This is a genomic window from Streptomyces hokutonensis, assembly GCF_000376565.1.
Taxonomy (GTDB): Bacteria; Actinomycetota; Actinomycetes; order Streptomycetales; family Streptomycetaceae; genus Streptomyces; species Streptomyces hokutonensis.
Genome location: NZ_BARG01000034.1, coordinates 96523 through 119990 on the forward strand (window position 1 = coordinate 96523; position 23468 = coordinate 119990).

Below are 23468 nucleotides of genomic sequence, written 5' to 3' on the forward strand. Positions count from 1 at the left end.
GTCCCTCACAGATTCGAACAAGTCCACTCAAGCGCCAACATCATCAATGGTGGGGGACCTGCGAGGCAACGCCTGTGGAGAACTCATAACCTGTGGAAACCCGTGTCACGCGTCCGGGTCAGCGATGCCGGCCCGGTCCGGTCAGCACTCCGCTGAAGCCGGCCAGCACGGAGGGGTTGTCCGCGAGCCAGGCCCGTACCCGGTCCGCCCCGTGCCCGTCGGCCGGCCCGGACCGGAAACAGGTGTCCAGGGTGTCGAGCAGAGCGCCGACCGCGCGGCGGGCCAGTGGCTCGCGCACCCGGTCGTGCGCCTTGGCGGCGCGGTCCCTCCACAGCCGTGTCTCGTCGGCCGCCGCCGAAGGAGCGGGCGGGCCGAAGGCCGCGACGGCCACCATGCCGAGGGCGGCCATCGCCCTGCGGTCGAGCGGTGCCGTGGGGCTGTCCCAGACTCCGGCGAAGACCGTCCGGGCCTCCGGGAAGCGGTTCCCGTGGAAGGCGAGCGCTCCGCGCAGGACGGCCGCGGCGGCACGCACGTCGTCCGCGCCCAGTTCGTCGGCGAGCCGCGCCACTTCCGCGAGCCGGTGTTCGGCCGTCGCGATCGCGCCCTCCCCGATGTCCAGGCAGACGATCCGCAGCGCGGTGTAGGCGTAGAGCGCACGCGCGCCGATGGGGCGCAGGAGGTGGACCGCCTCGGTCCAGTGCGCGCGGGCCCGGTCGCGGAAGCCGCCGCTCTCGTCCGCGTCGCCGCGGAGCACGAGGGAGAACGCCCGCGCGTAGTCGTCGTCCGCGGCGCGCGCCGCCGAGACAGCGGTACGGCCGTGGGCGCGGGCGCCGTCGATGTCGCCGCGCTGGAGGCAGTACGTCGTCCAGTTGGTCTGGAGGACCGCCCGGTCCCAGTGGAAGGCGGTGCCCGCGATGCCGTTCTCGGCCCGTACGAAGAGGTCCTCCACGTCGTCGTGGCGTCCGCTCAGCATGGCGTGGAACGGTTCGTGGCAGGCTCCCAGGACGGCGAGGTCGGGGTTCTTCGCCCGCCGGCACGTCACCTGGTACTGGTCGATGAAGAGGCCGGCCTCGGCGTGCCGGCCGACGACGTGACTGAGCCAGACGAGCCAGGTGAGGGCGCGGAAGAGCGCCAACTCGTCCTCCTCCGTGGGCTCCACGACGTCGTAGGCGCGCAGGCTGCGCCGGAGGCGGTCGATGCCCTCCTCCTCCCGGCCGCTGATGGTCCAGTAGTAGGCGCGTCCCGCTTCCAGGCCCAGTGCCTCGGCCGTTCTCGCCCGGGCCATCAGGAGGTCGGAGGCCGCCCGGACGTTGGCGGACTCCGCGGTGTGCCGGCTGATCCACTCCCCTTGGGCGCCGGGTGCGCTGTCGTGCACGAAGCGCAGGGCCCACGCCATGAAGCGTTCCTCCGCCTCGGCCTCCCGGCCTTCGGCCCGGAGCCGGTCCAGCGCGTACTCGCGGACCGTCTCCAGCATCCGCAGCCGGCTCCCGTCGGGAGTCTGAACGGTGAACAGGAGGGATTTGTCGACCAGTTGGGCCAGTACGCGCAGGGTCTCGTGGCGGTCCGCGCCAGGGAGGGAGAGTGCCGTCTCCGCCGTGTCGAGGGAGCAACCGCCCACGTACAGGGCGAGTTCGGTCAGCACCCGCTGTTCGGTGGCGTCCAGGAGGGCGTAGCTCCAGTCGAGGACGGCGCGCAGGGTGCGGTGCCGGGCGGGCGCGGTGCGCTTGCCCTTGGCGAGCAGGGTGAAGCGGTTGTCGAGGCGGCGTTCGATCTCGGGCACGGGCAGCAACCGCACGTGCGCGGCGGCGAGTTCGACCGCGAGCGGCAGGCCGTCGAGTCCCCGGCACAGCGAACGGACGTCGTCCAGCGCCGGCCCCTCCGCGCTGAAGTTCGGGTCGATCATGAGGGCCCGGGTGCCGAACAGTTCGGCGGCCTCGCCGTCGGACATCGGCGCCAGCGGGAACAGCCTTTCGCCCGCGACGGCCAGCGGCGCCCTGCTGGTGGCCAGGACGGTGAGCGCGGGGCAACGGCCGAGCAGGACCGCCACGAGCGGGGCGACCGTGTCGAGCAGATGCTCGCAGTTGTCGAGCACCAGCACAGCCTGACGGCCCGTCAAGAACGAGGTGAGCCGGTGCACATAGTCGTGGGGCGGCTGGTCGGGCCGTACCGAGGCGTCCGACAGACCCAGCACCGCGGCGATCGCCGGAAGGACACCCGTGCCGTCCGCCGCGGCCAGGTCGACCCACCACATGGCGTCGTACGAGGACGTCAGCGACGCACAGGTCTCCAGCACCAGCCGCGTCTTGCCGACACCGCCCGGCCCTACGACGGTCACCAGCCGCTCCCGCTCCAGGGCCGCCCGCAACCCGTCGAGGTCCGCCGCACGGCCGACGAACGGACCGAGGGGATGGTCGGGCCCGCCCCGGCCGGGTGCCGGGCGCGAGTCGGCGCGTGCCGGGAACAGTCGTACGGCGTCCGTGGCCGCCGTCCCTGGAGACCGATCGCGGGTGAGCAACTCCTCGTACAGGGACCGCAGTTCCGGAGAAGGGTCGACGCCCAGTTCGGAGCGGAGCAGTCGGCGGCCCGCCTCGTAGACGTCCAGGGCCTCGGCGTGGCGCCCGCCGCGGTGGAGGGCGAGCATCAGGCGGGCCCGGGACCGTTCGCGCAGGGGTGCTGCGGAGACAAGTGCCGTGAGTTCGGGGACCAGTTCGGCGGCGCGGCCGAGTTCGAGACCGGCGGCGGCCGCGTCCTCCCGTGCGCCCAGGCGCAGTTCTTCCAGACGCAGCCGCTCGGCGTCGAAGACCCGGCCCTTCAGGTCGTCCAGGGCGCGGCCCCGCCAGAGCTCAAGTCCCTTGCGCAGAGCGTCTTCCGCCTTGCGGTACGCGCCCGCCGCCAGGTGCTCGCGCCCCTCCCGGACCGCGGCCTCGAAACGGACCGTGTCGAGTTCGTCCTCCGGGGCCGGCACCAACTGGTAGCCGCCGTAACGGGATTGGAGGCGCCGGTCCCCGCCGTGCGCCGCGAGTGCCGCGCGCAGCTTCGTCATCTGGACCTGGAGCGCGTTGACGGGGTCCTTCGCGCCGCGCTCCTCCCAGAGTTCGTCGATGAGCGTGTCGCGGTGCACCACCGCTCCCCCGGCCAGCAGCAGTCGGGCGACGATCGCGCGGGAGACGGCACCCGGCAGAGCGACGGCACGGCTCGCGTCGGCCAGTTCCAGACGGCCGAGGAGTCGGAAGTGGATGCCGCCATCGTTCATGTCTCGACCTTCACGCACGTCGGCCACCGTACGGAAGCGGTGGCGGTTACCCGCAAGGGTTGCTGGTACCCGTTGGGTACCATCGCAGGATGACGAAGACATCGGGCCTCTGCGACGACCCCAAGAGCGTCTATCTTGCCGCCTGCCCCTGCCGCGACATGCTGGACCTGCTCGCCAACAAGTGGAGCGCCCTCGCCCTCGGCGCCCTGGAGGACGGCCCGCAGCGCTTCGGCGCGCTGCGCTCCCGGCTCCAGGGCGTGAGCCCCAAGGTTCTCACCCAGACGCTGCGCCGCCTGGAGGACTACGGCCTGGTCGACCGCCGGATCTACGCCGAGGTGCCGCCCCGGGTCGAGTACAGCCTGACCCCGCTCGGCCTGGACGCCTGCGCGCCACTCGCCCATCTGCGAACCTGGGTGGAGCAGAACATCGACCGTTTCCCCGACGCCGCCTGACCTGACCAGGACACTTCCCAATGGGAAGCAGCCTCCCTTGATGGTTACTACCTCCCGATGGATACCTTTCGGAGCGTGGCCGCGGCCCTTCACCGGCCACCGCACGAATCGAGGAGATCCATGATGAGCGTGACCCCGAAGACCATGCCCGCCGTCGGCTACCTCAAGAGCCTGCCGATCGACGACGACGAGAGCCTGCTGGACCTCGAACTGCCCGTCCCCCAGCCAGGACCGCACGATCTCCTGGTCCGGGTCGAGGCGATCGCGGTCAACCCGGTGGACTACAAGGTCCGCCAGGGCAACGACCCGGGCGGCGAGCCCAAGGTGCTGGGCTGGGACGCCGCCGGCACGGTCGTCGCGGTCGGCGACCGGGTGGAGCTGTTCGAGGTCGGCGACGAGGTCTTCTACGCCGGCGCGATCGACCGGCCGGGCACCAACTCGCGCTTCCACACCGTCGACGAGCGCATCGCCGGCCGCAAGCCCCGCACGCTCTCCTTCGCCGAGGCGGCGGCGCTGCCGCTGACCTCGCTCACCGCCTGGGAGGGCCTGTTCGAACGCCTGGGCCTGCGCCAGAGCCCGGAACAGACCGGCACGCTGCTGGTGACCGCGGCGGCCGGCGGGGTCGGGGCCATGGTGGCCCAGCTGGCCCGGGCCCTCACCGGCCTGACCGTGATCGGTACCGCCTCCCGCCCGGAGACCGTCGAGTTCGCCCGCCGTATGGGCGTGACCCATGTGGTCGACCACCATCACCCCCTGCCCGCGCAGGTAACCGAGGTGGCACCCGATGGGGTGAACCACATCTTCGGCACCGCCGGCACGGACCGGAACCTCGCCGCGTACGCCGAGATCCTCAAGCCGTTCGGCTCGCTCCTCGCCATCGACGACTTCGGCGCCGTGGAGATCGGGCTGCTGAAGTCGAAGAGCATCTCCTTCCACTGGGAGCTCATGTTCACCCGCTCCCTGTACCGGACCCCGGACCAGGTGGCGCAGCACCACATCCTCGGCGAGATCGCCCGGCTGGCGGACGCGGGCAGCCTGCGCACCACGGCCACCCGGGACCTCGGCACGATCAACGCCGCCCATCTGCGCGAGGCGCACCGCGTCCTGGAATCCGGCGCCGCCATCGGCAAGGTGACGCTCACCGGATTCTGATCCGGGTGTGAACCTCCTCCTTCCTCGTCCCGTTTACCAAGCGGAAGAGGAAAAGGCTTTCTCGTAACCATGGAAAGGTGACGAGCATGCGGGTCATGAGGTTCACGCCGGAGCAGCGCATTGACCACCTGCTCCGCTGGGCGGCGGAATGGAACGGGACGCGACGGGGCCGAAGTATGTGGGCCTACTCGCTCAGCCTGGGGGGCTCCCATGCCCTGCTGAACGACTGGGTCAACAACGAGCGGCTCATGGATCTCCTCACCTCCGAGGAGAGGAGATCCGTATATGAGGCGCGTGAGCGGGCGAGACAATAGCCTTCCCCGGCATTCCGAAGAGCGGCGGGCACCGGATGTTTCCGGTGCCCGCCGCTCTTCTCCGTCCTGTTCAGCGATTCCGGCTGCGCCTGCGGTAGGACTCGGCGTACGCCCGGGCGCGGAAGGCGAGCACCGGGTCGTCGGAGAGCTCTGTCCCGGCGGTGACCCGGGTGGGGTCGAAGCGCTGCGCGGCCCAGTGGTCCTGGTCGTCGACCGGCGCGGTGATTTCCAGGCGTCCGGCGGTGATCTCCTTGCGCCCCTCCGGCCAGGCTACGGCGGGGTCGTGCGTCGGATCGTCCTCCTCGGCCAGCTGGACCTGGAGTGTGAACGCCACCGGGCCCTGACCGAGGCGCTGATGGAGTTCCTCGGTCAGGTACTGGTCCGGGCGGCCGGCCACCTCCTCGGCGGTCAGTTCCGCGCGGCCGGCCTCCGGCTCCCACCGGTAGCGCACCGGCTGCCTGTTGCCCGCCGCGTCGGTCCAGACGAACGCGTGGATCGCCCAGTAGGCGGCGGTGCCGTAGCCGACCGGTATCGGCGGGACCTGCGTCACGGCCCCGGCGAGGTGCGGATGGGCGGCGACGTAGGCCTGCACCCGGCTCATGTCGGGCGCCCCGGTGGCGGGGTCCGGCCGCAGCGCCTCGGTGAGTTCGAGGAACTGCCCCGGGGTGGAGGCGACGAACAGCGGCACCGTCATCGCCACGAGGTCGGTTTCTCCGCCGTCCGGCAGCTGGAACCGGACGGCCATCCCCCGGGCGACCGGCACGGTGTCGCGTGAGCGCGGATTGCCCTCCGAGTTGGAGAACCGCACGACCACGGGGGTCGGCGATCCCTGGAGATGGGCCGCCGTGGTGAGACCCGCCGCGTCTCCGGTCGGGGTGAATGTCGCCTTGAAGCAGACGCCCCGCGCGCCGGAGCGCCGGTGTCCCGGATACAGGCCGTGCATGCGTTCCATGCTGTCCACGACCTGCTGGGCGGTGGGCAGATCTGCGGGGGTGCTCGACATGTCGTTCCTCCACGACGGAAGTGAGGTGCCGCGAACGCGGCGCCGGGCACCCGAGGGGACGGTGAACCCGGGACCGCGTGTGACGGGCTCGGACGCGCCGCTCGCCGGGCCCGTCACATGCGGTACACGAGGAGGACCGCAGAAACGGTTCACGCACCTGATGCACGCCGCCGGCACCGCCTACGGGGTGTAGCCCCGCTCCGCCAGCGCGGCCCGAAGTGCCTTGAGGGCCAGGTGTGTTCGGGACTTGACCGTGCCCGGCGGGATGCCCAGCATGCTCGCCGTGCGGGCCACGGACTGGTCCAGGAACTCGACGTGGACGAGGATCTCGCGGTGCTGGAGCGTCAGGTCCGCCAGCGCCTCGCGCACGATCTTCCTGGTGAGCGCGGGGGCCATGTGCTCCGGTCCCGGCAGGTCCCGCAGCGCGGTGTCGACCGTCTCCGGAGGGCGGGCCTGCCGGGCGCGGTAGCCGTCGATGACGAGGTTGCGGACCACGGTGACGAGCCAGGGCCGGATGCCCTCGGCCCCGGGGTCGAGGATGTCGGCGTGCTGCCAGGCGCGCAGGACCGCTTCCTGGACCAGGTCCTGGGCCTGGTGGCCGTCGCCCCGGAGCAGTCCGGTGGCCACCCTCAGCAGATACGCGCCGTGCTTGTCGTAGACGGCGCGGATGAACGCCTCGTCCCGTGCCCGGTCACGCGCCCCGCCGTCGGGGCGGGTCGGCCGTATGTCCCGGATCGTTGTGCTGTGTTGCCTCATTGCCACGTTCCCCCAGTGCGCCGTGGGTCCTGCGCGGCGCACCAATTCGTTGAACTCTGAACGGGGAAACCTTGGGAGGGGCCTCTTGCCGGCCGCTTGATGTCCGCTTTCCTCGCCCGCGCCCCTGAGGACAGGCGCGGGAAAGGAAACGGACAGCGGGCACGCGCGCGTGCCGGGTCAGCGCGGGCGGGGTACGGGCGGGTCCTCGGCCAGGGCGGCCCGGACCGCCGCCTCCCGCAGCTCGGCCAGTTTTCCGGACCACTCGCCCAGCAGTTCCTCGTCGGGCAGCAGCCGGACGGCGGCAAGCACGGTGCGGATCTCGTCCACCTCTCCCGCGCAGCCGGGGCACGCCCGCACATGGCGGCCGACGCGTGCGGTCTCTCCGGGGTCGAGGGCCGCCATGGCGTAGGCGGCCAGTTCGGTTGTCTCCTGCTCGCATGTCACCGTGCGGTCTCCAGCCTGCCGACGCCGTCCGTCCCCCGGTCGCGGTCTACTCCGGGGTGACGGTGTGGTTGTTGACCCGGAAGAGGTTCCGCGGGTCGTACTTCCGCTTCAGGCGGCGCAGCCGGGCCAGGTCGGCCTCGGTGAACACGTTCTCCGCCCGGTCCTCCCGGCCGGCGAAGTTCGTGTACGTGAGCCCCGTGGACCACGGGCGCAGCCGCTCGACCATCCCGCCCAGCATCGCCATGCCGGCCTCGACGACGTCCGGCGGGCCGATCGTCGCTCCCCACACGCTGAACACCGCGTCCCGCGCGGCGACGGGAGCAGCCGCGGCCGGCCGGGCCGACAGCGCCCCGCCGAGATGCCTCAGCTCCAGGACCGTGACCAGACCGCCGGCGGCCAACTGGGCGCTCTCCACGAGCGAGTCGACGGCGGCGGCCGGCAACTCGGCCAGCAGGGTGCCCTGTTCCTCGTACGGGAAGGGCTCCGCGGGGTCGGTGTGCACGAGGGCGTACGAGACGTAGGGGTGCCGGGCGACCGTGTCGAGGATCCCCGCGCCGATGGCCCGGAAGGGGGCGATGAGCTTCTCGGCCTCCTCGTCGGTGCCGAGGTGGGTCACCCGGACGTGGGCGAGGAACCGGCCGCGCAGCGGTTCGGGCACCTGCGGGACCGGCGGGAGGTTCAGCACCGCGACCGAGCAGGTGAAGGTGTCGGGCGCGGCCCGGACCACCTCGGGGAAGGCGCGGAGCACGGCCTCGACGTCCTCGGCGGGGAAGTAGATGCCGCCGCCGTAGAAGGAGGTCACGGGGAAGAGCCCGATCTCCAGTGCGGTCACCACACCGAAGTTGCCGCGTCCGCCGCGCAGGGCCCAGAAGAGGTCGGGTTCGTGCTCCGGCGTCACGCGGCGCAGTGTGCCGTCGGGCGTGACCACCTCGATCGCCACGACGTGGTCGGCGGCCCAGCCGTGGGACCGGCCCAGGAAGGGGCTGAGTCCACCGCCGAGGGTGAAGCCCACGACTCCGACGTCCGGGCTGGATCCGTTCAGCGGTGCGAGACCGTCCGCCTGGGCGGGTCCCACGACGTCCGACCAGCGCGCGCCCGCGTCCACGCGGGCCACTCCGCGCTCGATGTCGATGTCGACCGTGCGCATCGCGCCCGTCGTGACGAGCAGGAAGCCGTCCTCGGCCCGGAACGGCTGGTGTCCGGTGGCCATCACCCCGACGGGCAGGTCGTGCCGGGCGGCGAAGGCGACGGCGGTCCTTACGTCGGCGGCGCCGCCGGCCGCGACGACTATTGCGGGCCGTTGCCGCGACCGCAGGTTGAACCCCGCGACCGCCGCCTCGTAGCCCTCGTCGCCCGGGACGAGCACGGATCCCCCGATCCGGTCGGCCAGCTCGGAGACGGCTTCCGCACCGACAACGGTCCGGCCCTGGTACTCGGTCATGCTGCTGTGCCTTTCGTCGGAGCGTCGGCCACCCGGAAAGCAGGCGGAAACGGCTCCCCGACGCGACCGGGTGCCGTCCGATGGCTGCTACGGCGCGCACTCCGAAGAGGTTCACGACATGCGCGTGCCTACTTGACGAAAGCCCGAAAGGTCGAAGGCGGTCAGCAGAAGGCTGCGAGTACCGAGGGGCCGCCCGCGAGCCAGGCGCACACCTGGTCCCTGCCGTCCTGCCCGCCCGCCCCGGACCGGCGGTGGGCGTCGAGCCGGTCCAGCAGTACGCCCACCGCGTGCCGGGCCAGCGGCTCCAGCAGTCCGCCCTGGGTGCGGCGGGCCCGGTCGGTCCAGGTCCGCGCGTCGGCGGCTGCGGTGGGACAGGGCGGCCCGCACGTCGCCAGGACCGCGAGTCCTACGGCGGAGACGGCTCTGCGGTCGGCCGGTGCCGCCGGACAGTGCCAGACCCCGTCGAAGACCCGCTCCGCGTCGGCGAAACGGCCGTCGTGGAACGCCAGCACTCCGCGCAGATTGGCCACGGCCGCCTGGAGGTCGTCCGCGCCGAGTTCGTCCGCGAGCCTGCTCACGTCCACGAGCCGCCCCTCGGCGGTGGCGGACTCGCCCTCGGCGATGTCCAGGCAGGCCAGCCTGAGCACGGTGTACGCCCAGCGGGTGCGCGCCCCGACGGCCCGCAGGATGCCGGCCGCCTCGGTCCACTGCTCGCGGGCCCGGTCGCGCAGGCCGTCGCTCTCGTCCGCGTCGCCGCACAGGGTGAGGGAGAAGACCCTGGCGAAGTCGTCCTCGGCCGCGCGCGAGGCCGCCACGGCGAGCAGTCCGTGCCGACGGGCCCCGTCGACGTCCCCGCGCTGCAGGCAGTAGGTGGACCAGTTCGTCTGCAGGACCGCCCGGTCCCAGTGGAATGCGGTGTGCGCCACGGCGGCCTCCGCCGCGGAGAACCGTTCCTCCACGTCGTCGCGCCCGTCGAGCATCGCGTGCAGCGCGTCGTAGCACAGGCCCAGGACGGCGAGGCCGGGGTTCCTCGCGTGCTGCCAGGCCGCTGTGTGGCGCTCGCCGTAGGAACGGGCTTCCGTGTGGTGTCCGGCGACATGGTTGAGCCAGGTGAGCCAGGCGATGGTGTAAAAGAGCGCCCACTCCTCGTCCTCGGTGGGCTCCGCGGTCCGCCGGCCGGCCGCGGCGTCGTAGGCGAGCAGGGTGCGGTGGAGGCGGTCGATGCCCTCCTCCTCCCGGCCGCAGATGAACCAGAAGTAGCCCAGCCGCGCCTCCAGCAGCAGGGCCTCGGCCTCCCTGGACCTGGCCGTCATCAGGTCCGACGCGGCCCGGATGTTGGCGGACTCCTCGGTGATCCGGCGGGCCCACTCCTTCTGGGCCGGGGACGAGAGGCCCGCGCTGCCGTCGCGGACGAAGTGGGTCGCCCAGGCCATGAGGCGTTCCTCGGCGTCCGGTGCGCGGCCCTCCTCCCGGAGCCGGGCGAGCGCGTACTCGCGGACGGTCTCCAGCATCCGCAGCCGGGTCCCGTCGGGGGTGGAGAACGGGACGACGAGGGACTTGTCGACCAACTGGGCCAGCACGTGCAGGAGTTCGGCACCGTCCGCGCCGTGCAGCGTGGCGGCGGACTCCACCATGTCGAGGGAGCAGCCGCCGACGTAGAGGGACAGTTCGGTGAACAGGCGCTGCTCGGCGGTGTCGAGGAGGGCGTAGCTCCAGTCGAGGACGGCGCGCAGGGTGCGGTGTCTGGCCGGTGCGGTGCGGTCCCCCTTGGTGAGCAGGGCGAAGCGGTTGTCGAGGCGGGCCTCGATCTGCCTCACGGACAGCAACCGGACGTGCGCGGCGGCGAGTTCGACGGCCAGCGGCAGCCCGTCGAGTCTGCGGCACAGGGAGCGGATGTCGCGCAGCGCCGCCTCGTCCGGGGCGAAGGACGGGTCGATCATGGCGGCCCGGGCACCGAACAGGTCGGCGGCCTCCTTGTCCGCCATCGGCGCCAGTGGGTACAGCACCTCGGCCGGGACCTCGAGCGGTGCCCTGCTGGTGGCCAGCACGGTCAGCGCGGGGCACCGGCCGAGCAGCGTCGCCACGAGCGGGGCGACGGCGTCGAGGAGGTGCTCGCAGTTGTCGAGCACGAGCACCGCCTGACGGACCGTCACGAACGAGGTGATCCGGTGCACGTAGTCGTGCGGCGGCTGGTCCGGGCGTACGGACATGTCGGAGAGCCCGAGCGCGGCGGCGACCACGGCGAGCGCGTTGGTGTCGTCGGCGGGGGCCAGGTCGACCCACCAGACATTGCCCCGGGAGGGCTGGAGCAGCGCGCACACCTCCAGCGCCAGCCGCGTCTTGCCGACACCGCCGGGTCCCAGTACGGTCACCAGCCGCTCGCGGTCGACGACTTCGCGCAGCGCGCCGAGTTCCTTGTGCCTGCCGACGAACGGGCCGAGCGGCCGGATCGGACCGCCTTCACCGAGCGCCGGCCTGACGTCCGTGCGCATGGACGACAGCGAGGACGGACAGCCGGACGCGGGGGCGGGCCCTTGGAGCGCCGGGTCCTGGCGGATCATCGCGGTGTGCAGCGAGCGGAGCTCCGACGACGGCACGGCACCGAACTCCGACCGCAGCAGCAGCCGGCCCGTCTCGTAGACCTCCAGGGCCTCGGCGGTCCGCCCGCAGCGGTGCAGCGCGAGCATGAGACGGGCCCGGGAGCGCTCGCGCAGCGGTGCGAGCGACACCAGGGCGGTCAGCTCGGGGACCAGTTCCCGCGCGCGGCCGAGGGCGAGACCGGCGGTGGCCACGTCCTCCAGGGCGCCCAGCCGCAGCTCCTCGAGACGGGTCCGCTCGGCTTCGAAGAACCGTCCCTCCAGGCCGTCCAGGGCGCGGCCCCGCCATAGCGCCAGCGCCGACCGCAGCTCGCCCTCGGCCTTCTCGTACTCCTCCGCCGCCAGATGCTCACGCCCCGCACGGACCCCCGCCTCGAAAGCGGTTGCGTCGATCTCGTCGTCCGGCCCCAGGACGATCCGGTAGCCACCGTGCCCGAACAGCAGACGCGTGTCCTCGCCGCCCGCCGTGAGCGCGGACCGCAGCTTGGCCATCTGGACCTGGAGCGCGTTGACCGGATCCTTGGCCCCGCGCTCCTCCCACAGCTCCTCGATGAGCGTGTCGCGCCGCACGACGGCCCCGTGGGCGAGCAGCAGCCGCCCCACGATCGCCCGGGAGACGGCGCCGGGCAGGGCGATCGCGCCGTTGCCGTTCACCAACTCCGGGCGGCCGAGCAGTCGAAAGAGCATGGCCGCCATTCTGCCGTCGGCGGCCGACCGCGCCGAAAGGGCTTGTCGGCGCGTCGCTCCGGCAGGTGAACCGAGTCGCCGGAGGCTCCGTAGACGTCCACGTCCACCGAACCGCGACATCGACGGCAGGAGCGGAAATGATCCGGAACCTGGTCTTCTTCAAGCTGAACGACGGTCTCACCCGTGAGTCCCCGCAGGTCGTGGAGGGATTCGAGCTGGTACGGAACCTGGAGCGCGAGATCCCCGAGATCCGGCAGTGGGAAGTGGGCTGGCACGCGTTCGACGAGACGCCCGTCTCCTACGATTTCGCCCTGAACAGCCTCTTCGACGACACCGCCGCCTTCCAGCGGTACTTCAACCACCCCGCGCACCTGGCCGCCATCGCCCACTGGATGGACCACGCGACCTGGGTGGTCGTCGACATGCACGTCTGAGGAGCCGGGCAGGGGCCGAAGTGGCGGGCCGGTCGCCCTGCCGCGAGGCTGACGGCAGACGGACCGGCACGCAGGACGGACAGACGGACGCACAGAGGGACTGGTTCCACATGCAGATCGACCTGACGGGACGCACCGCGCTGGTGACGGGTTCGACGCAGGGCATCGGCGCGGCGATCGCCGCCGGACTCGCGCGCTCGGGCGCCCGGGTGGGGGTGAACGGCCGCAACGAACAGCGGGTCGCGGAGGGCGTGGCACGGCTGGCGGCTGAGGTGCCCGGCGGCACCTTCGTACCCGTGGCCGCCGACGTGACGACCGAGGAGGGCGCCACCCGCGTCCTGGAGGCGCTGCCGGAGGTCGACGTCCTCGTCAACAACCTCGGTGTGTTCGGCGCCGCCGACCCGCTGGAGATCAGCGACGAGGAGTGGCGCCGCTATTTCGAGGTGAACGTGCTGGCCGCCGTACGCCTGATCCGTATGTATCTGCCGGGCATGACCGGGCGCGGCTGGGGCCGGATCCAGAACATCGCCAGCGACTCGGCGATCGTCATCCCGGCCGAGATGATCCACTACGGCATGTCCAAGACCGCGCTCCTGGCCGTAGGCCGCGGCTTCGCGAAGCAGGCGGCGGGCACAGGGGTGACGGTCAACTCGGTGATCGCGGGCCCCACGCACACGGGCGGTGTCGAGGACTTCGTCTACGAACTGGTCGACCGCGAGCTGCCGTGGGACGAGGCGCAGCGCGAGTTCATGCGGAAGCACCGGCCGCAGTCCCTGCTGCAACGGCTGATCGAACCCGAGGAGATCGCCAACATGGTCGTCTACCTCAGCTCCGACCAGGCCTCGGCCACGACGGGCGGTGCGCTGCGGGTGGACGGGGGTTACGTCGACTCGATCCTGCCCTGACGCCTCCCGGAAGAGAGCCAGGTCAGCGCCTCTGGGGCATCCCGGGCCGCGGTACGCATGTCGTATCGTCGACAGGGTGCCCGCCGGTGAGCCGCGTCGTCGGGCCGAGTGGGAGGAGCCCTCGTGACGCAGCAGATTCCGTCGACCGAGCCGGAGTTGTCCGGAGTGCGCAATTTCCGGGACGTGGGCGGGCTTCCGACGGTGGACGGACGGCGGGTGCGGCAGGGTGTGCTGTTCCGCAGCGGGCATCTCGCGCACGCGACCGAGGAGGACGCCGTGTTCCTGGCCTCCCTCGGGCTGCACACGATCTTCGACTTCCGCAACGCGTCGGACCAGAAGCTGGAGGGCCCCGACGTCGAGCTGCCCGGCGTGCGCAATGTGAACCTGCCGCTGAGCGATCCGGCGGACGGCTCCGAGTTCTGGAAGATGGTCCGCGACGGCGAGATAGAGCAGTTGCGCGGGATCCTCGGTGACGGCAAGGGTGCCAACCGCATGATCGCCTCGTACCGCACGATCGTCACCCAGCGCACCGCCGAGCACTCCCAGGTGCTGCACGCGCTCGCCGAGGACAGTGTCCCGGCGCTGATGCACTGCGCGGCGGGCAAGGACCGCGCGGGTCTGTCGATAGCCGTGACGCTGCTCGCCCTGGGGGTGGAGCGCGAGGCGATCGTCGCCGACTACCTGGAGTCGAACGCCAAGCACCGCCGCTACAAGGTGCGCCGCAGCGACTCCTCCGCGGCCGGCTACTCCCCCGAGGTGATGGAACTCCTCAGCCCGCTCTTCGACGCCCGCGCCGAGTATCTGACGGCGGCCTTCGACACCGTCGAGGAGACCTGGGGCAGCGTGGACGCCTATCTGGCACAGGGGCTCGGAATCACCCCGGAGATCCGGGAGCGGCTGCGCGAGCGGCTGCTCGACTGAACTCCCGGCCGCGGCGGGCTACTTGGCGCCCACGGAGAACAACAGGTAGATGAAGGCCGCGAAGAGATGGCCGACCGCGATGTAGATGAGGAGCCGTACCCACAGGGCGCGCGGGAACCTGTCCTCGATGTTGTTGCCGCTCATGGTGTGTCTCCGGTGATCGGGCCCAGGCACAGGGTGGCCGTGGGGCTCTGCAGCAGGGTGTGGACGAAGAGCACCTCGACGCCGTCCTCGTCGGCGGCGGCGAGGCGGTGCGGGGTCAGCGAGTCGAAGTGGGCGCTGTCGCCGGGCGCCAGGATGTGCGCGGTGTCCCCGAGCCGCAGCCGCAGCCGCCCCGTGAGGACGTACAGCCATTCCTCGCCGGGGTGCACGCGCACGATGTCGCCCTGGGAGCCGTGCGGGATACGGACGCGCAGCGACTGCATCCCGCGGCCGGGAGCGCCCGCCTGCCAGTACGTCCAGCCGCCCGCCCGGGTCGGTTCCATGTCGGCGGCGCGTACAACCGCTTCCCGGTCGGCAACCGTCTCGCCGAGCAGATCCGAGACTGTCGTACCGTAGATGCGGGCGAGCGCGAGCAGCATCGGCAGCGAGGGCTGGCGCTGCCCGGTCTCCAGGCGGGAGAGATGGGCGGGCGAGAGTCCGGCCGAGCGGGCGGCGGCCTCCAGGGTGAGGGAGGCGCGGCGGCGCAGGGCGCGGAGCTGCGGTGCGACGGTGGCCGGCAGGTCGTCGGCCGGTCCGGCCGGGGGTTCCGGCCCGGTCTCGGTCTCGGAGGAACTCATGTCTCCATTCAGCCGGAGTTTTGCCCCTGCGGCAAATTTCTTGTCACAGAGGCAAAAATCTCGGTTCTCGCAGCTCAGCGGTTGGCGACCGCCTGCTTCACGAGTGTCCTGCTGAAGTCCCACATCAGCCCGCCGCCGCTGTGCGCGTCGTCCATCACGGCCGTGAAGGCCTCGACGAACCGGTCCACCTCGCGCTCCCCGACGATCAGCGGCGGGATCAGCTTGATGACCTCGAGGTGGTCGCCGGAGACCTGGGTGAGGATGCGGTGCCGCTGGAGCAGCGGTACGACCACCATCTGCGCGAACAGTCCCTTGCGCGCGGCCTGGAGCATGGTCCAACGGCTGCGCAGCTTCAGCGACTTGGGCTTCCCGAACTCGATGCCGATCATCAGGCCCCGGCCGCGTACGTCGGCGAGCAGTTCGTACTTGTCGACCAGCGCGGCGAGCCGGGACCTCAACTGGTCCCCTGTTGCACGGGCGTTGGCCACGATCTGCTCGTTCTCCATGACCGACAGGACCGCGAGGCCTGCCGCCATGGCCTGGGCGTTGGACCCGAAGCTCGCCGAGTGGACCAGCACGCGGTCCATGGACGAGTAGACCTTCTTGAAGATCCAGTCCTTGCCGAGGGTCGCGCCGACCGGCACATAACCACCGGACAGCGCCTTCGCCACACACACCAAGTCCGGTTCCACGCCGTCCTCGTGCTGGTAGGCGTAGAAGTCGCCGGTACGGCCGAGACCGGTCTGCACCTCGTCGGCGATGAGCAACGCCTTGTGCCGGCGCAGGAGTTCCTGCGCCGAGCGCAGATAGCCGGGCGGCGCCTCGTGCACGCCCTTGCCCTGGATCGGCTCGACGACGAGGGCGGCTACGTCGCCCTTCTTCAACTCCCGTGCCAGGGCGTCGAGATCACCGAGCGGTACGGCGGTGTCGGGCAGCAGCGGGGCGAAGCCGTCCCGGAAGCCGTCCTCGCCGTTGACCGAGAGCGAGCCGGTGGTCAGGCCGTGGAAGGCGTGGTCGCAGTACAGGACGCGCGGCTTCCCGGTCGCGTAGCGGGCGAACTTGAGCGCGGTCTCGACCGCCTCCGTACCGCTGTTGCCGAAGAACACCCGGTCCAGGTGCGGGCTGTGGGCGAGCAGCTTCTCGGCGAGCAGGCCGGGCAGCGGCTGGCAGTCGAAGCGGGTGAGGTCGGCGAGCTGGGCGTCGAGGACGTCGTGCAGCGCCTTGCGGACGACGGGGTGGTGACGGCCGAGGCCCATCACCCCGAACCCGGCGAGCATGTCCAGGTAGTCGTTGCCGTCCGCGTCCCAGAAGTAGGCGCCCTCGCCCCGCTCGTAGACCTTGTCGAAGCCGATGGTGTGCAGCATGCGCGGGAGCTGGTGGTTGAGGTACTTGGTGTGCAGCTCGTAGCGCTCGGCTCCGCGCTCGGCCAAGAGCGCGGTGAGGTCGAACTCCTTGGTCATTCGGGTTTCTCCTTGGCTGCGTGGCCGGTCGCGTCCTTGACCGCCAGGCTTGCGCTGATCCGTCCGGCGACCTCGACGGGTGTGAGGCCGATGTCGGCGAGCACCTCGCCGCGTTTGGCGTGCGCGAGGAACTGCTCCGGGATGCCGAACCGCCGTACGGGGACGTCGACTTCGGCGTCCCCGAGGGCCAGCGCAACGGCGGCGCCGACGCCTGAGGCCCGGCTGTTGTCCTCGACGACGGCCACCAGGCGGTGTTCGGCGGCGAGGCCGGGCAGCGCCGGGTCGACGGGTTTGACCCAACGGGGGTCCACCACCGTGCAGTTGATGCCCCGGGCTTCGAGGAGTTCGGCTGCTTGGAGGCAGACGGGCGCCATCACTCCCACGGCGACGAGCAGCACCTCGGGCGTCTCCGCGCCCCGGTGCAGGATGTCGAGGCCGCCGACGCGGTCGATCGCGGGGATCTCCGGTCCGACCGACTCCTTCGGGAAGCGGACGAGGGTCGGCGCGTCGTCGACGGCGACCGCTTCCCGCAGCTGGGCGCGGAGTTGGTCGGCGTCACGGGGAGCGGCGATCCTCAGGCCCGGCACGACCTGGAGGATGGACATGTCCCACATGCCGTTGTGTGACGCACCGTCAACTCCGGTCACTCCGGCGCGGTCCAGGACGAACGTCACCCCGCAGCGGTGCAGCGCCACGTCCATCAGGAGCTGGTCGAAGGCGCGGTTGAGGAAGGTGGCGTAGACGGCGACGACGGGATGCAGTCCGCCGGTCGCGAGGCCGGCCGCCGAGACGGCCGCGTGCTGCTCGGCGATGCCGACGTCCCACACCCGGTCCGGGAACCGGGCCGCGAACTTACCGAGGCCGACCGGGTGCAGCATGGCCGCCGTGATCGCCACTACGTCGTCCCGCTCCTCCCCGATCCGCAGGATCTCCTCGCCGAACACGCTGGTCCAGGAAGGGCCGTTGGAGGGCACGAGGGGCTCGCAGGTGAGCGGGTCCATCACGCCGACGGTGTGGAAGTGGTCCTCCTCGTGGGCGAGGGCGGGTTCGTAGCCGCGCCCCTTCTCCGTGAGGCAGTGGACCAGGACCGGGCCGTGGAAGCGTTTCGCGCGGCGCAGCGCGGACTCGACGGCTCCGATGTCGTGTCCGTCGATCGGGCCGACGTACTTGAGGCCCAGGTCCTCGAACATGCCCTGCGGGTTGAACGCGTCCTTGAAGCCCTTCTTCGCGCCGTGCAGCGACTCGTAGACGGTGTTGCCGACGACCGGGGTGCGCAGCAGGACGTCCTTGCCCCAGGCGAGGACCTTCTCGTAGCTGTCGGTCGTGCGCAGGGTCGCCAGGTGGTTGGCGAGGCCGCCGATGGTGGGCGAGTACGAGCGCTCGTTGTCGTTGACGACGATGATCAGCGGGCGGTCCTTGGCGGCGGCGATGTTGTTCAGCGCCTCCCAGGCCATGCCGCCGGTGAGCGCGCCGTCGCCGATGACCGCGACGACATGGCCCTTCTCGCCCTGCACCTGGCGGGCCTTGGCGAGGCCGTCGGCCCAGCCGAGCGCGGTGGAGGCGTGGCTGTTCTCGACGATGTCGTGCTCGGACTCCTCGCGCGAGGGATAGCCGGAGAGGCCGCCCTTGCCGCGCAGCTTCGAGAAGTCCTGACGGCCCGTCAGGAGCTTGTGCACATAGCTCTGGTGGCCGGTGTCCCAGACGATGCGGTCGACCGGTGACTCGAAGACCCGGTGGAGCGCGATGGTCAGTTCCACCACGCCCAGGTTGGGCCCGAGGTGGCCGCCGGTCCTGGCCACCGCGTGCACCAGGAACTCCCTTATCTCTTCGGACAGTTCGCCGAGTTCCGCCTCGGACAGCGCCTTCAGGTCGCGTGGTTGACGGATGCTCTCCAGAATCGTCACGTCGGGCCCCCTTCGGTCCGTGCTGTTCAGCTCACGGTGACGGCCGGCTCCCCCGCCGCGACGCCGTCCTGCTCCATCTGCTCGGCGATCTTCATCGCCTCCTCGATGAGGGTCTCCACGATCTTCGACTCGGGCACGGTCTTGACGACCTCGCCCTTGACGAAGATCTGCCCCTTGCCGTTGCCGGAGGCGACGCCGAGGTCCGCCTCCCGCGCCTCGCCGGGTCCGTTGACGACGCAGCCCATGACCGCGACGCGCAACGGGACCTCCATGCCTTCCAGGCCCGCCGTGACCTCGTCGGCGAGCTTGTAGACGTCCACCTGAGCGCGCCCGCAGGACGGGCACGACACGATCTCGAGACGGCGGGGCTTGAGGTTCAGCGACTCCAGGATCTGGAGGCCGACCTTCACCTCCTCCACCGGCGGCGCGGACAGCGACACCCGGATCGTGTCGCCGATGCCCTCGCTGAGCAGCGCCCCGAAGGCCACCGCCGACTTGATCGTGCCCTGGAAGGCCGGCCCTGCCTCGGTGACCCCGAGGTGCAGCGGATAGTCGCTCTGCGCGGCCAGCAGCCGGTAGGCGTTGACCATCACCACAGGGTCGTTGTGCTTGACGGAGATCTTGATGTCACTGAAGCCGTGCTCCTCGAAGAGCGACGCCTCCCACAGGGCCGACTCGACGAGCGCCTCGGGCGTCGCCTTTCCGTACTTCTGGAGCAACCGGCGGTCCAGGGAACCGGCGTTGACCCCGATGCGGATCGGCGTGCCGTGGTCCTTGGCGGCCCGCGCGATCTCCTTGACCTTGTCGTCGAACTGCTTGATGTTGCCGGGGTTCACGCGAACCGCCGCGCACCCGGCCTCAATTGCGGCGAACACGTACTTGGGCTGGAAGTGGATGTCCGCGATCACCGGGATCTGCGACTTGCGCGCGATGGTGGCCAGCGCGTCCGCGTCGTCCTGCGTGGGGCAGGCGACGCGGACGATCTGGCAGCCGGACGCGGTGAGTTCGGCGATCTGCTGGAGGGTGGCGCCGATGTCCGACGTACGGGTCGTGGTCATCGACTGGACCGACACGGGGGCCCCGCCCCCGACCGCCACCGGTCCGACCTGGATGCGTCGCGACACACGTCGCTCGGCGATCGGCCGGACCGGCATCTCGGGGACGCCCAGGGACACTGCGGTCATGACGTCAGTCGCGGTTTCCGGCGACGGTCTCGCGCATGGCCCGCAGGGACTCCTTGAGGGAGCCCATGGTGGCGAGGACGGCGGTGGGCTCGTAGCCGCAGTGCGCCATGCAGTTGGCGCAGCGCGGGTCCTTGCCGCGGCCGTACTTGTCCCAGTCGGTCTCCTCGATCAGCTCCCGGTACGTGGGCACGTACCCGTCGCTCATCAGGTAGCAGGGGCGCTGCCAGCCGAAGAGCGAGTAGTTCGGGATCGCCCAGGCCGTGCACGGGAAGTCGACCTTGCCCTCCAGGAAGTCCAGGAAGAGCGGGGAGTGATTGAGCCGCCACTTCCTGCGGTTGCCGCCCGCGAAGGCCTTCTTGAACAGCTCGTGGGTCTGCGCGACACCCAGGAAGTGCTCCTGGTCGGGCGCCTTCTCGTAGGCGTAGGCGGGCGAGATCATCATCTCGTCGACCTTGATGTCGTCGTTGAGGAAGTTCAGGACCTCGATGATGGTCTGCGGGGTGTCGGTGTTGAAGAAGGTGGAGTTGGTGGTGACCCGGAAGCCGCGCTTCTTGGCCTCCTTCATCGCCTCCACCGCCTCGTCGAACACACCCTCCTTCGCCACGGACTCGTCGTGCCGCTCGCGCAGCCCGTCGATGTGCACCGCGAACGCGAAGTACGGGGAGGGCTTGAACTTGTCCAGCTTCTTGCGCAGCAGCATGGCGTTGGTGCAGAGGAAGACGTACTTCTTCTTCGCCACCAACTGCCGCACGATCTCGTCGATCTGAGGGTGCATCAGGGGCTCGCCGCCCGCGATGGACACCATCGGCGCACCGGATTCGAGCACCGCCCCGACGGCCTGCGCCACCGGCATGCGCTGCTTGAGCACGCCCGCCGGGTGCTGGATCTTGCCGCAGCCCTCGCACTTCAGGTTGCACGCGAAGAGCGGTTCCAGCTCCACGATCAGGGGGAACTTGTCCCGCTTGCGGAGCTTCTGTTCAGCCAAGTATGTAGCGACCTTGATTGTCTGGCGCAGCGGCATGGCCATCTGGCTCACCTCCGAGGGAGCAGCAAAGAACGGTGCCATTCGAAAAAAGCGGGAAGAACGGAACGAAGAACGCGGAAAGCCGATATTCCACCGCGCACCGTGCCGATCCGGACGAGTTCATGTTCAGGAGCGTCCACGACCACCCGTACGGCCGCAACCGGGCGCGCGCCCGTGCGCACGGCGCTCAGCAGCGTGGCCGCCGACTCCATGTCGACCGCGATCGCGCCGGTCGCGAGCAGATCCGACCGTTCCTGACCGCGGACGACATGATCGGAGCCGGTGAGGGGGCCAGTGTGGACGGTGCGTCCGGGCAGGGCCCGCACCAGTTCCTTGACGAGCAGTTCGGTGGCGACGCACGGAACGGTTCCGCGCGGATCCCGGGTCTCCTCGGCGACCACCAGGTCACCGGGGTGCATCCCGGGGGCGAGTCCGGCGCAGAAGCCCGTGGCCAGTACGGCGGCCTCGGACAGCGCCGGGTCGGCGAGGCGCCGGGTGACAGCCTTTTCGGCCGCCTCGGGCCCCATGCCCGTCCGCAGGACGGTGAGCTGCCCGCCGGCGCCGGAGCGGTCGCCGGTGCGCAGGGCGAGGTGCTCGATGCCGAGCGCGCAGGCGATCAGCAGCGGCGGTCCGGCGGGCCGGGTGCTCATCAGCCCCCCTTGCTCTGGGAGACGGCCGGGGAGACGTTCTGGCTGAACGGTTCTCCGTGCACGAAGCGCCCGAGCGCGGTGAGCGGGAAGACCTGCCGGTAGAGGTGGTAGTTGATGGAGAAGTCCCACGGGAAGCCGGTCCCCGTGAAGTAGGGCTCGTCCCAGGAGCCGTCCTCCCGCTGGGTGGTCGCGAGCCATTCGATGCCGCGCTCGACGGCCTTGGAGTCGTGCTCCCCCGCCGCCAGCAGGGCCATCAGCGCCCAGGCCGTCTGCGAGGCGGTCGAGGCTCCCCGGCCGCTCCACTCCTTGGCGTACTTGTAGGAGCGCAGGTCCTCGCCCCAGCCGCCGTCGTCGTTCTGCACGGTCTCCAGCCAGGTGACCGCGCGCCGGATCGCCGGGTGCGAGCCGGGGATTCCGGCCGCGGCGAGGGCGGGCACCACGGACCCTGTGCCGTAGACGTAGTTGACACCCCAGCGCCCGAACCACGAGCCGTCCGGCTCCTGTTCGGCGAGCAGCCACTCGATGCCGCGCCGGGTGCGCGGGTCGTGGGCGAGCCCTTCGACGGCGAGCATCTCGACGACGTGCGCGGTGACGTCCGCCGACGGCGGGTCGATGACCTCGCCGAAGTCGCAGAACGGCAGCCGGTTGGGGAAGGGGCTGGTGTTGTCGACGTCGAAGGCGCCCCAACCGCCGTTCTTGGACTGCATTCCGAGGTTCCAGCGGACTCCGCGTCCGACGGCCCGGTCGACACGTTCCGGGTCGTGATGTCTGACGCGGCGCAGCGCGAGCACGACCTCGGCGGTGTCGTCGATGTCGGGGTAGTTGTCGTTGTGGAACTCGAACGCCCAGCCGCCGGGCGGCAGTTGGGGCCGCTTGACCGCCCAGTCGCCGGGGCGGACGATCTCCTCCCCGAGCATCCAGTCGGCCGCCTTGACCAGTTGGGGGTGGTCGGCGGGCAGGCCCGCGTCGGCGAGTGCGATGGTCGCGAGGCAGGTGTCCCACACCGGGGACTGACAGGCCTCGATCATCCGGGCCCCGTCCTCGCGCCAGATCGCGAACCGGTCCAGTGACTCCAACCCCGCGCGCATCACGGGGTGTTCGAGGTCGTAGCCCAGCAGGTGCAGGGCGATCACCGAGTACACGGCCGGCGGCTGGATGCCGCCCCAGCAGCCGTCGTTCTCCTGGCGTTCGATGATCCAGCGCGCCGCCGTGTTCATCGCGGACTTGCGCAGCTTGCGCGGGGCGACCTTGCGGTAGAGGTGCAGCGCCTTGTCGAGCCGCTGGAAGGCGCCGTCCCAACTCGCCACCTTGGCGAGGGGCTTGACCGGGTTCGGGTTGTTCGCGTCGGTGTGCAGTTCGTCGAGCGGGAAGGGCGCCGGCCGTACCGGCCGCTTCGCGGAGACCACCGTCAGCGGCACGATGGTCTGCCGGGCCCAGCAGCCGAAGTCGTAGATGTTGAGGGGGACCCAGGTGGGGAAGTAGATGAGTTCCGGCGGGAGTTCGGGCAGGTCGTCCCACTTCCACCAGCCGAAGAGGGCGAGCCAGATCCGGGTGAAGACGCGGGCCGAGGCGATGCCACCGCGCTCGCGGACCCACGCGGAGGCCTTCGCCATGTGCGGGGCGTCCGGCGCGTCACCGGCCAGCCGGAGGGCGACGTACGCCTCGATGGTGGTGGAGAGTTCGCCCGGGCCGCCGTAGAAGCTGGCCCAGGTGCCGTCCTCGCGCTGCTCGCCGCGGATGAAGAGTGCGGCGGCCCGGGTCGTCGACTCGTCGCGGATGCCCAGGAACTGACGGAGCAACAGATCCTCGGCGTCCATCGTGACGTTCGTGTCGAGGTCGCCCTTCCACCAGCCCTGCGCGTCCTGGAGGGAGAGCAGGAAGTCGGTGGCGCGTTGCACGGCGAGTGCGGCGGCGTCGTGCACCCCGGCCGCCACGGGGGTGTTGATGTCGGTTTCGCTGGCCGCGGCAACACGGGGCCGCATCGCCCCGGTGCTTCCGTCGGTCGTCGCTGTCATGGCTTCCCCTTCGTGCAGTGGCATGTCTCTGCTGTGGGTCCGCCGTCGGCCGGTACTCGTGCGTTCGCAGCACCGGCCGGCGACTACGCGAGG

Annotated in this window: 19 protein-coding genes; 5 read left to right on the plus strand and 14 right to left on the minus strand. The window is 71.0% G+C overall.

Annotated elements, in window-relative coordinates:
- Positions 1-118 precede the first annotated feature (118 nt).
- Positions 119-3253, minus strand: a complete 3135-nt coding sequence (locus SSP08S_RS55640; RefSeq protein WP_051105951.1) for an AfsR/SARP family transcriptional regulator — start codon at positions 3251-3253, stop codon at positions 119-121.
- 158 nt (positions 3254-3411) lie between these two features.
- Here SSP08S_RS55640 and SSP08S_RS21430 point away from each other — a divergent pair, with 158 nt between their 5' ends.
- The gene (locus tag SSP08S_RS21430; protein ID WP_019069679.1) at positions 3412-3705 is read left to right on the plus strand and encodes a winged helix-turn-helix transcriptional regulator; all 294 of its coding nucleotides are present in this window, start codon (positions 3412-3414) and stop codon (positions 3703-3705) included.
- 123 nt (positions 3706-3828) lie between these two features.
- Entirely contained in the window at positions 3829-4857 is a 1029-nt protein-coding gene (locus SSP08S_RS21435; protein WP_019069680.1) for a zinc-binding alcohol dehydrogenase family protein, read from the plus strand.
- 384 nt (positions 4858-5241) lie between these two features.
- Here SSP08S_RS21435 and SSP08S_RS21445 read toward each other — a convergent pair whose 3' ends face one another.
- The 5 genes from SSP08S_RS21445 to SSP08S_RS21465 form a co-directional block, all read right to left on the minus strand.
- Complete coding sequence (locus SSP08S_RS21445; RefSeq protein ID WP_019069682.1) at positions 5242-6174, minus strand: catalase family peroxidase; 933 nt, start codon at positions 6172-6174, stop codon at positions 5242-5244.
- Positions 6175-6354: 180 nt separating this feature from the next.
- Positions 6355-6930 (minus strand): sigma-70 family RNA polymerase sigma factor, encoded by a 576-nt coding sequence (locus SSP08S_RS21450; protein ID WP_019069683.1) that lies wholly within the window; start codon positions 6928-6930, stop codon positions 6355-6357.
- Positions 6931-7107: 177 nt separating this feature from the next.
- Complete coding sequence (locus tag SSP08S_RS55645) at positions 7108-7374, minus strand: anti-sigma factor family protein (protein ID WP_019069684.1); 267 nt, start codon at positions 7372-7374, stop codon at positions 7108-7110.
- Between the two features lie 46 nt (positions 7375-7420).
- Positions 7421-8815, minus strand: coding sequence for an FAD-binding oxidoreductase (locus tag SSP08S_RS21460; RefSeq protein WP_019069685.1), 1395 nt, complete (start codon positions 8813-8815; stop codon positions 7421-7423).
- A gap of 161 nt (positions 8816-8976) precedes the next feature.
- On the minus strand, positions 8977-12099 hold the full coding sequence (locus SSP08S_RS21465) for an AfsR/SARP family transcriptional regulator (protein WP_102133387.1): 3123 nt from the start codon (positions 12097-12099) through the stop codon (positions 8977-8979).
- Positions 12100-12236: 137 nt separating this feature from the next.
- Here SSP08S_RS21465 and SSP08S_RS21470 point away from each other — a divergent pair, with 137 nt between their 5' ends.
- From SSP08S_RS21470 to SSP08S_RS21480, 3 genes are all read left to right on the plus strand, one after another.
- Positions 12237-12533, plus strand: coding sequence for a Dabb family protein (locus tag SSP08S_RS21470; RefSeq protein ID WP_019069687.1), 297 nt, complete (start codon positions 12237-12239; stop codon positions 12531-12533).
- A gap of 110 nt (positions 12534-12643) precedes the next feature.
- The gene (locus SSP08S_RS21475) at positions 12644-13438 is read left to right on the plus strand and encodes an SDR family NAD(P)-dependent oxidoreductase (RefSeq protein ID WP_026178707.1); all 795 of its coding nucleotides are present in this window, start codon (positions 12644-12646) and stop codon (positions 13436-13438) included.
- A 123-nt stretch (positions 13439-13561) separates the two neighbouring features.
- On the plus strand, positions 13562-14359 hold the full coding sequence (locus SSP08S_RS21480; RefSeq protein WP_019069689.1) for a tyrosine-protein phosphatase: 798 nt from the start codon (positions 13562-13564) through the stop codon (positions 14357-14359).
- 18 nt (positions 14360-14377) lie between these two features.
- On the opposite strand, the gene SSP08S_RS55650 is transcribed toward SSP08S_RS21480, so the two are convergent.
- From SSP08S_RS55650 to shc, 8 genes are all read right to left on the minus strand, one after another.
- Entirely contained in the window at positions 14378-14503 is a 126-nt protein-coding gene (locus tag SSP08S_RS55650; RefSeq protein WP_019069690.1) for a DUF6126 family protein, read from the minus strand.
- Positions 14500-15138: a helix-turn-helix domain-containing protein gene (locus SSP08S_RS21490; RefSeq protein WP_019069691.1), complete on the minus strand. Its 639-nt coding sequence runs from the start codon at positions 15136-15138 to the stop codon at positions 14500-14502. Before SSP08S_RS21490 ends, SSP08S_RS55650 begins: the two co-directional genes overlap by 4 nt.
- A 74-nt stretch (positions 15139-15212) precedes the next feature.
- A complete protein-coding gene (locus tag SSP08S_RS21495; RefSeq protein ID WP_019069692.1) occupies positions 15213-16598 on the minus strand; it encodes an aspartate aminotransferase family protein in 1386 nt (461 codons plus the stop codon).
- A complete protein-coding gene (gene dxs / locus SSP08S_RS21500; RefSeq protein WP_019069693.1) occupies positions 16595-18502 on the minus strand; it encodes a 1-deoxy-D-xylulose-5-phosphate synthase in 1908 nt (635 codons plus the stop codon). The genes SSP08S_RS21495 and dxs overlap by 4 nt, the downstream gene beginning before the upstream one ends.
- Before the next feature lie 26 nt (positions 18503-18528).
- Positions 18529-19686, minus strand: coding sequence for a flavodoxin-dependent (E)-4-hydroxy-3-methylbut-2-enyl-diphosphate synthase (gene ispG / locus SSP08S_RS21505; RefSeq protein ID WP_019069694.1), 1158 nt, complete (start codon positions 19684-19686; stop codon positions 18529-18531).
- Between the two features lie 4 nt (positions 19687-19690).
- Complete coding sequence (gene hpnH, locus SSP08S_RS21510; RefSeq protein WP_019069695.1) at positions 19691-20713, minus strand: adenosyl-hopene transferase HpnH; 1023 nt, start codon at positions 20711-20713, stop codon at positions 19691-19693.
- 5 nt (positions 20714-20718) lie between these two features.
- Entirely contained in the window at positions 20719-21360 is a 642-nt protein-coding gene (locus tag SSP08S_RS21515; protein ID WP_019069696.1) for a phosphorylase family protein, read from the minus strand.
- Positions 21360-23375 (minus strand): squalene--hopene cyclase, encoded by a 2016-nt coding sequence (gene shc / locus SSP08S_RS21520; RefSeq protein ID WP_019069697.1) that lies wholly within the window; start codon positions 23373-23375, stop codon positions 21360-21362. The genes SSP08S_RS21515 and shc overlap by 1 nt, the downstream gene beginning before the upstream one ends.
- Positions 23376-23468 lie beyond the last annotated feature (93 nt).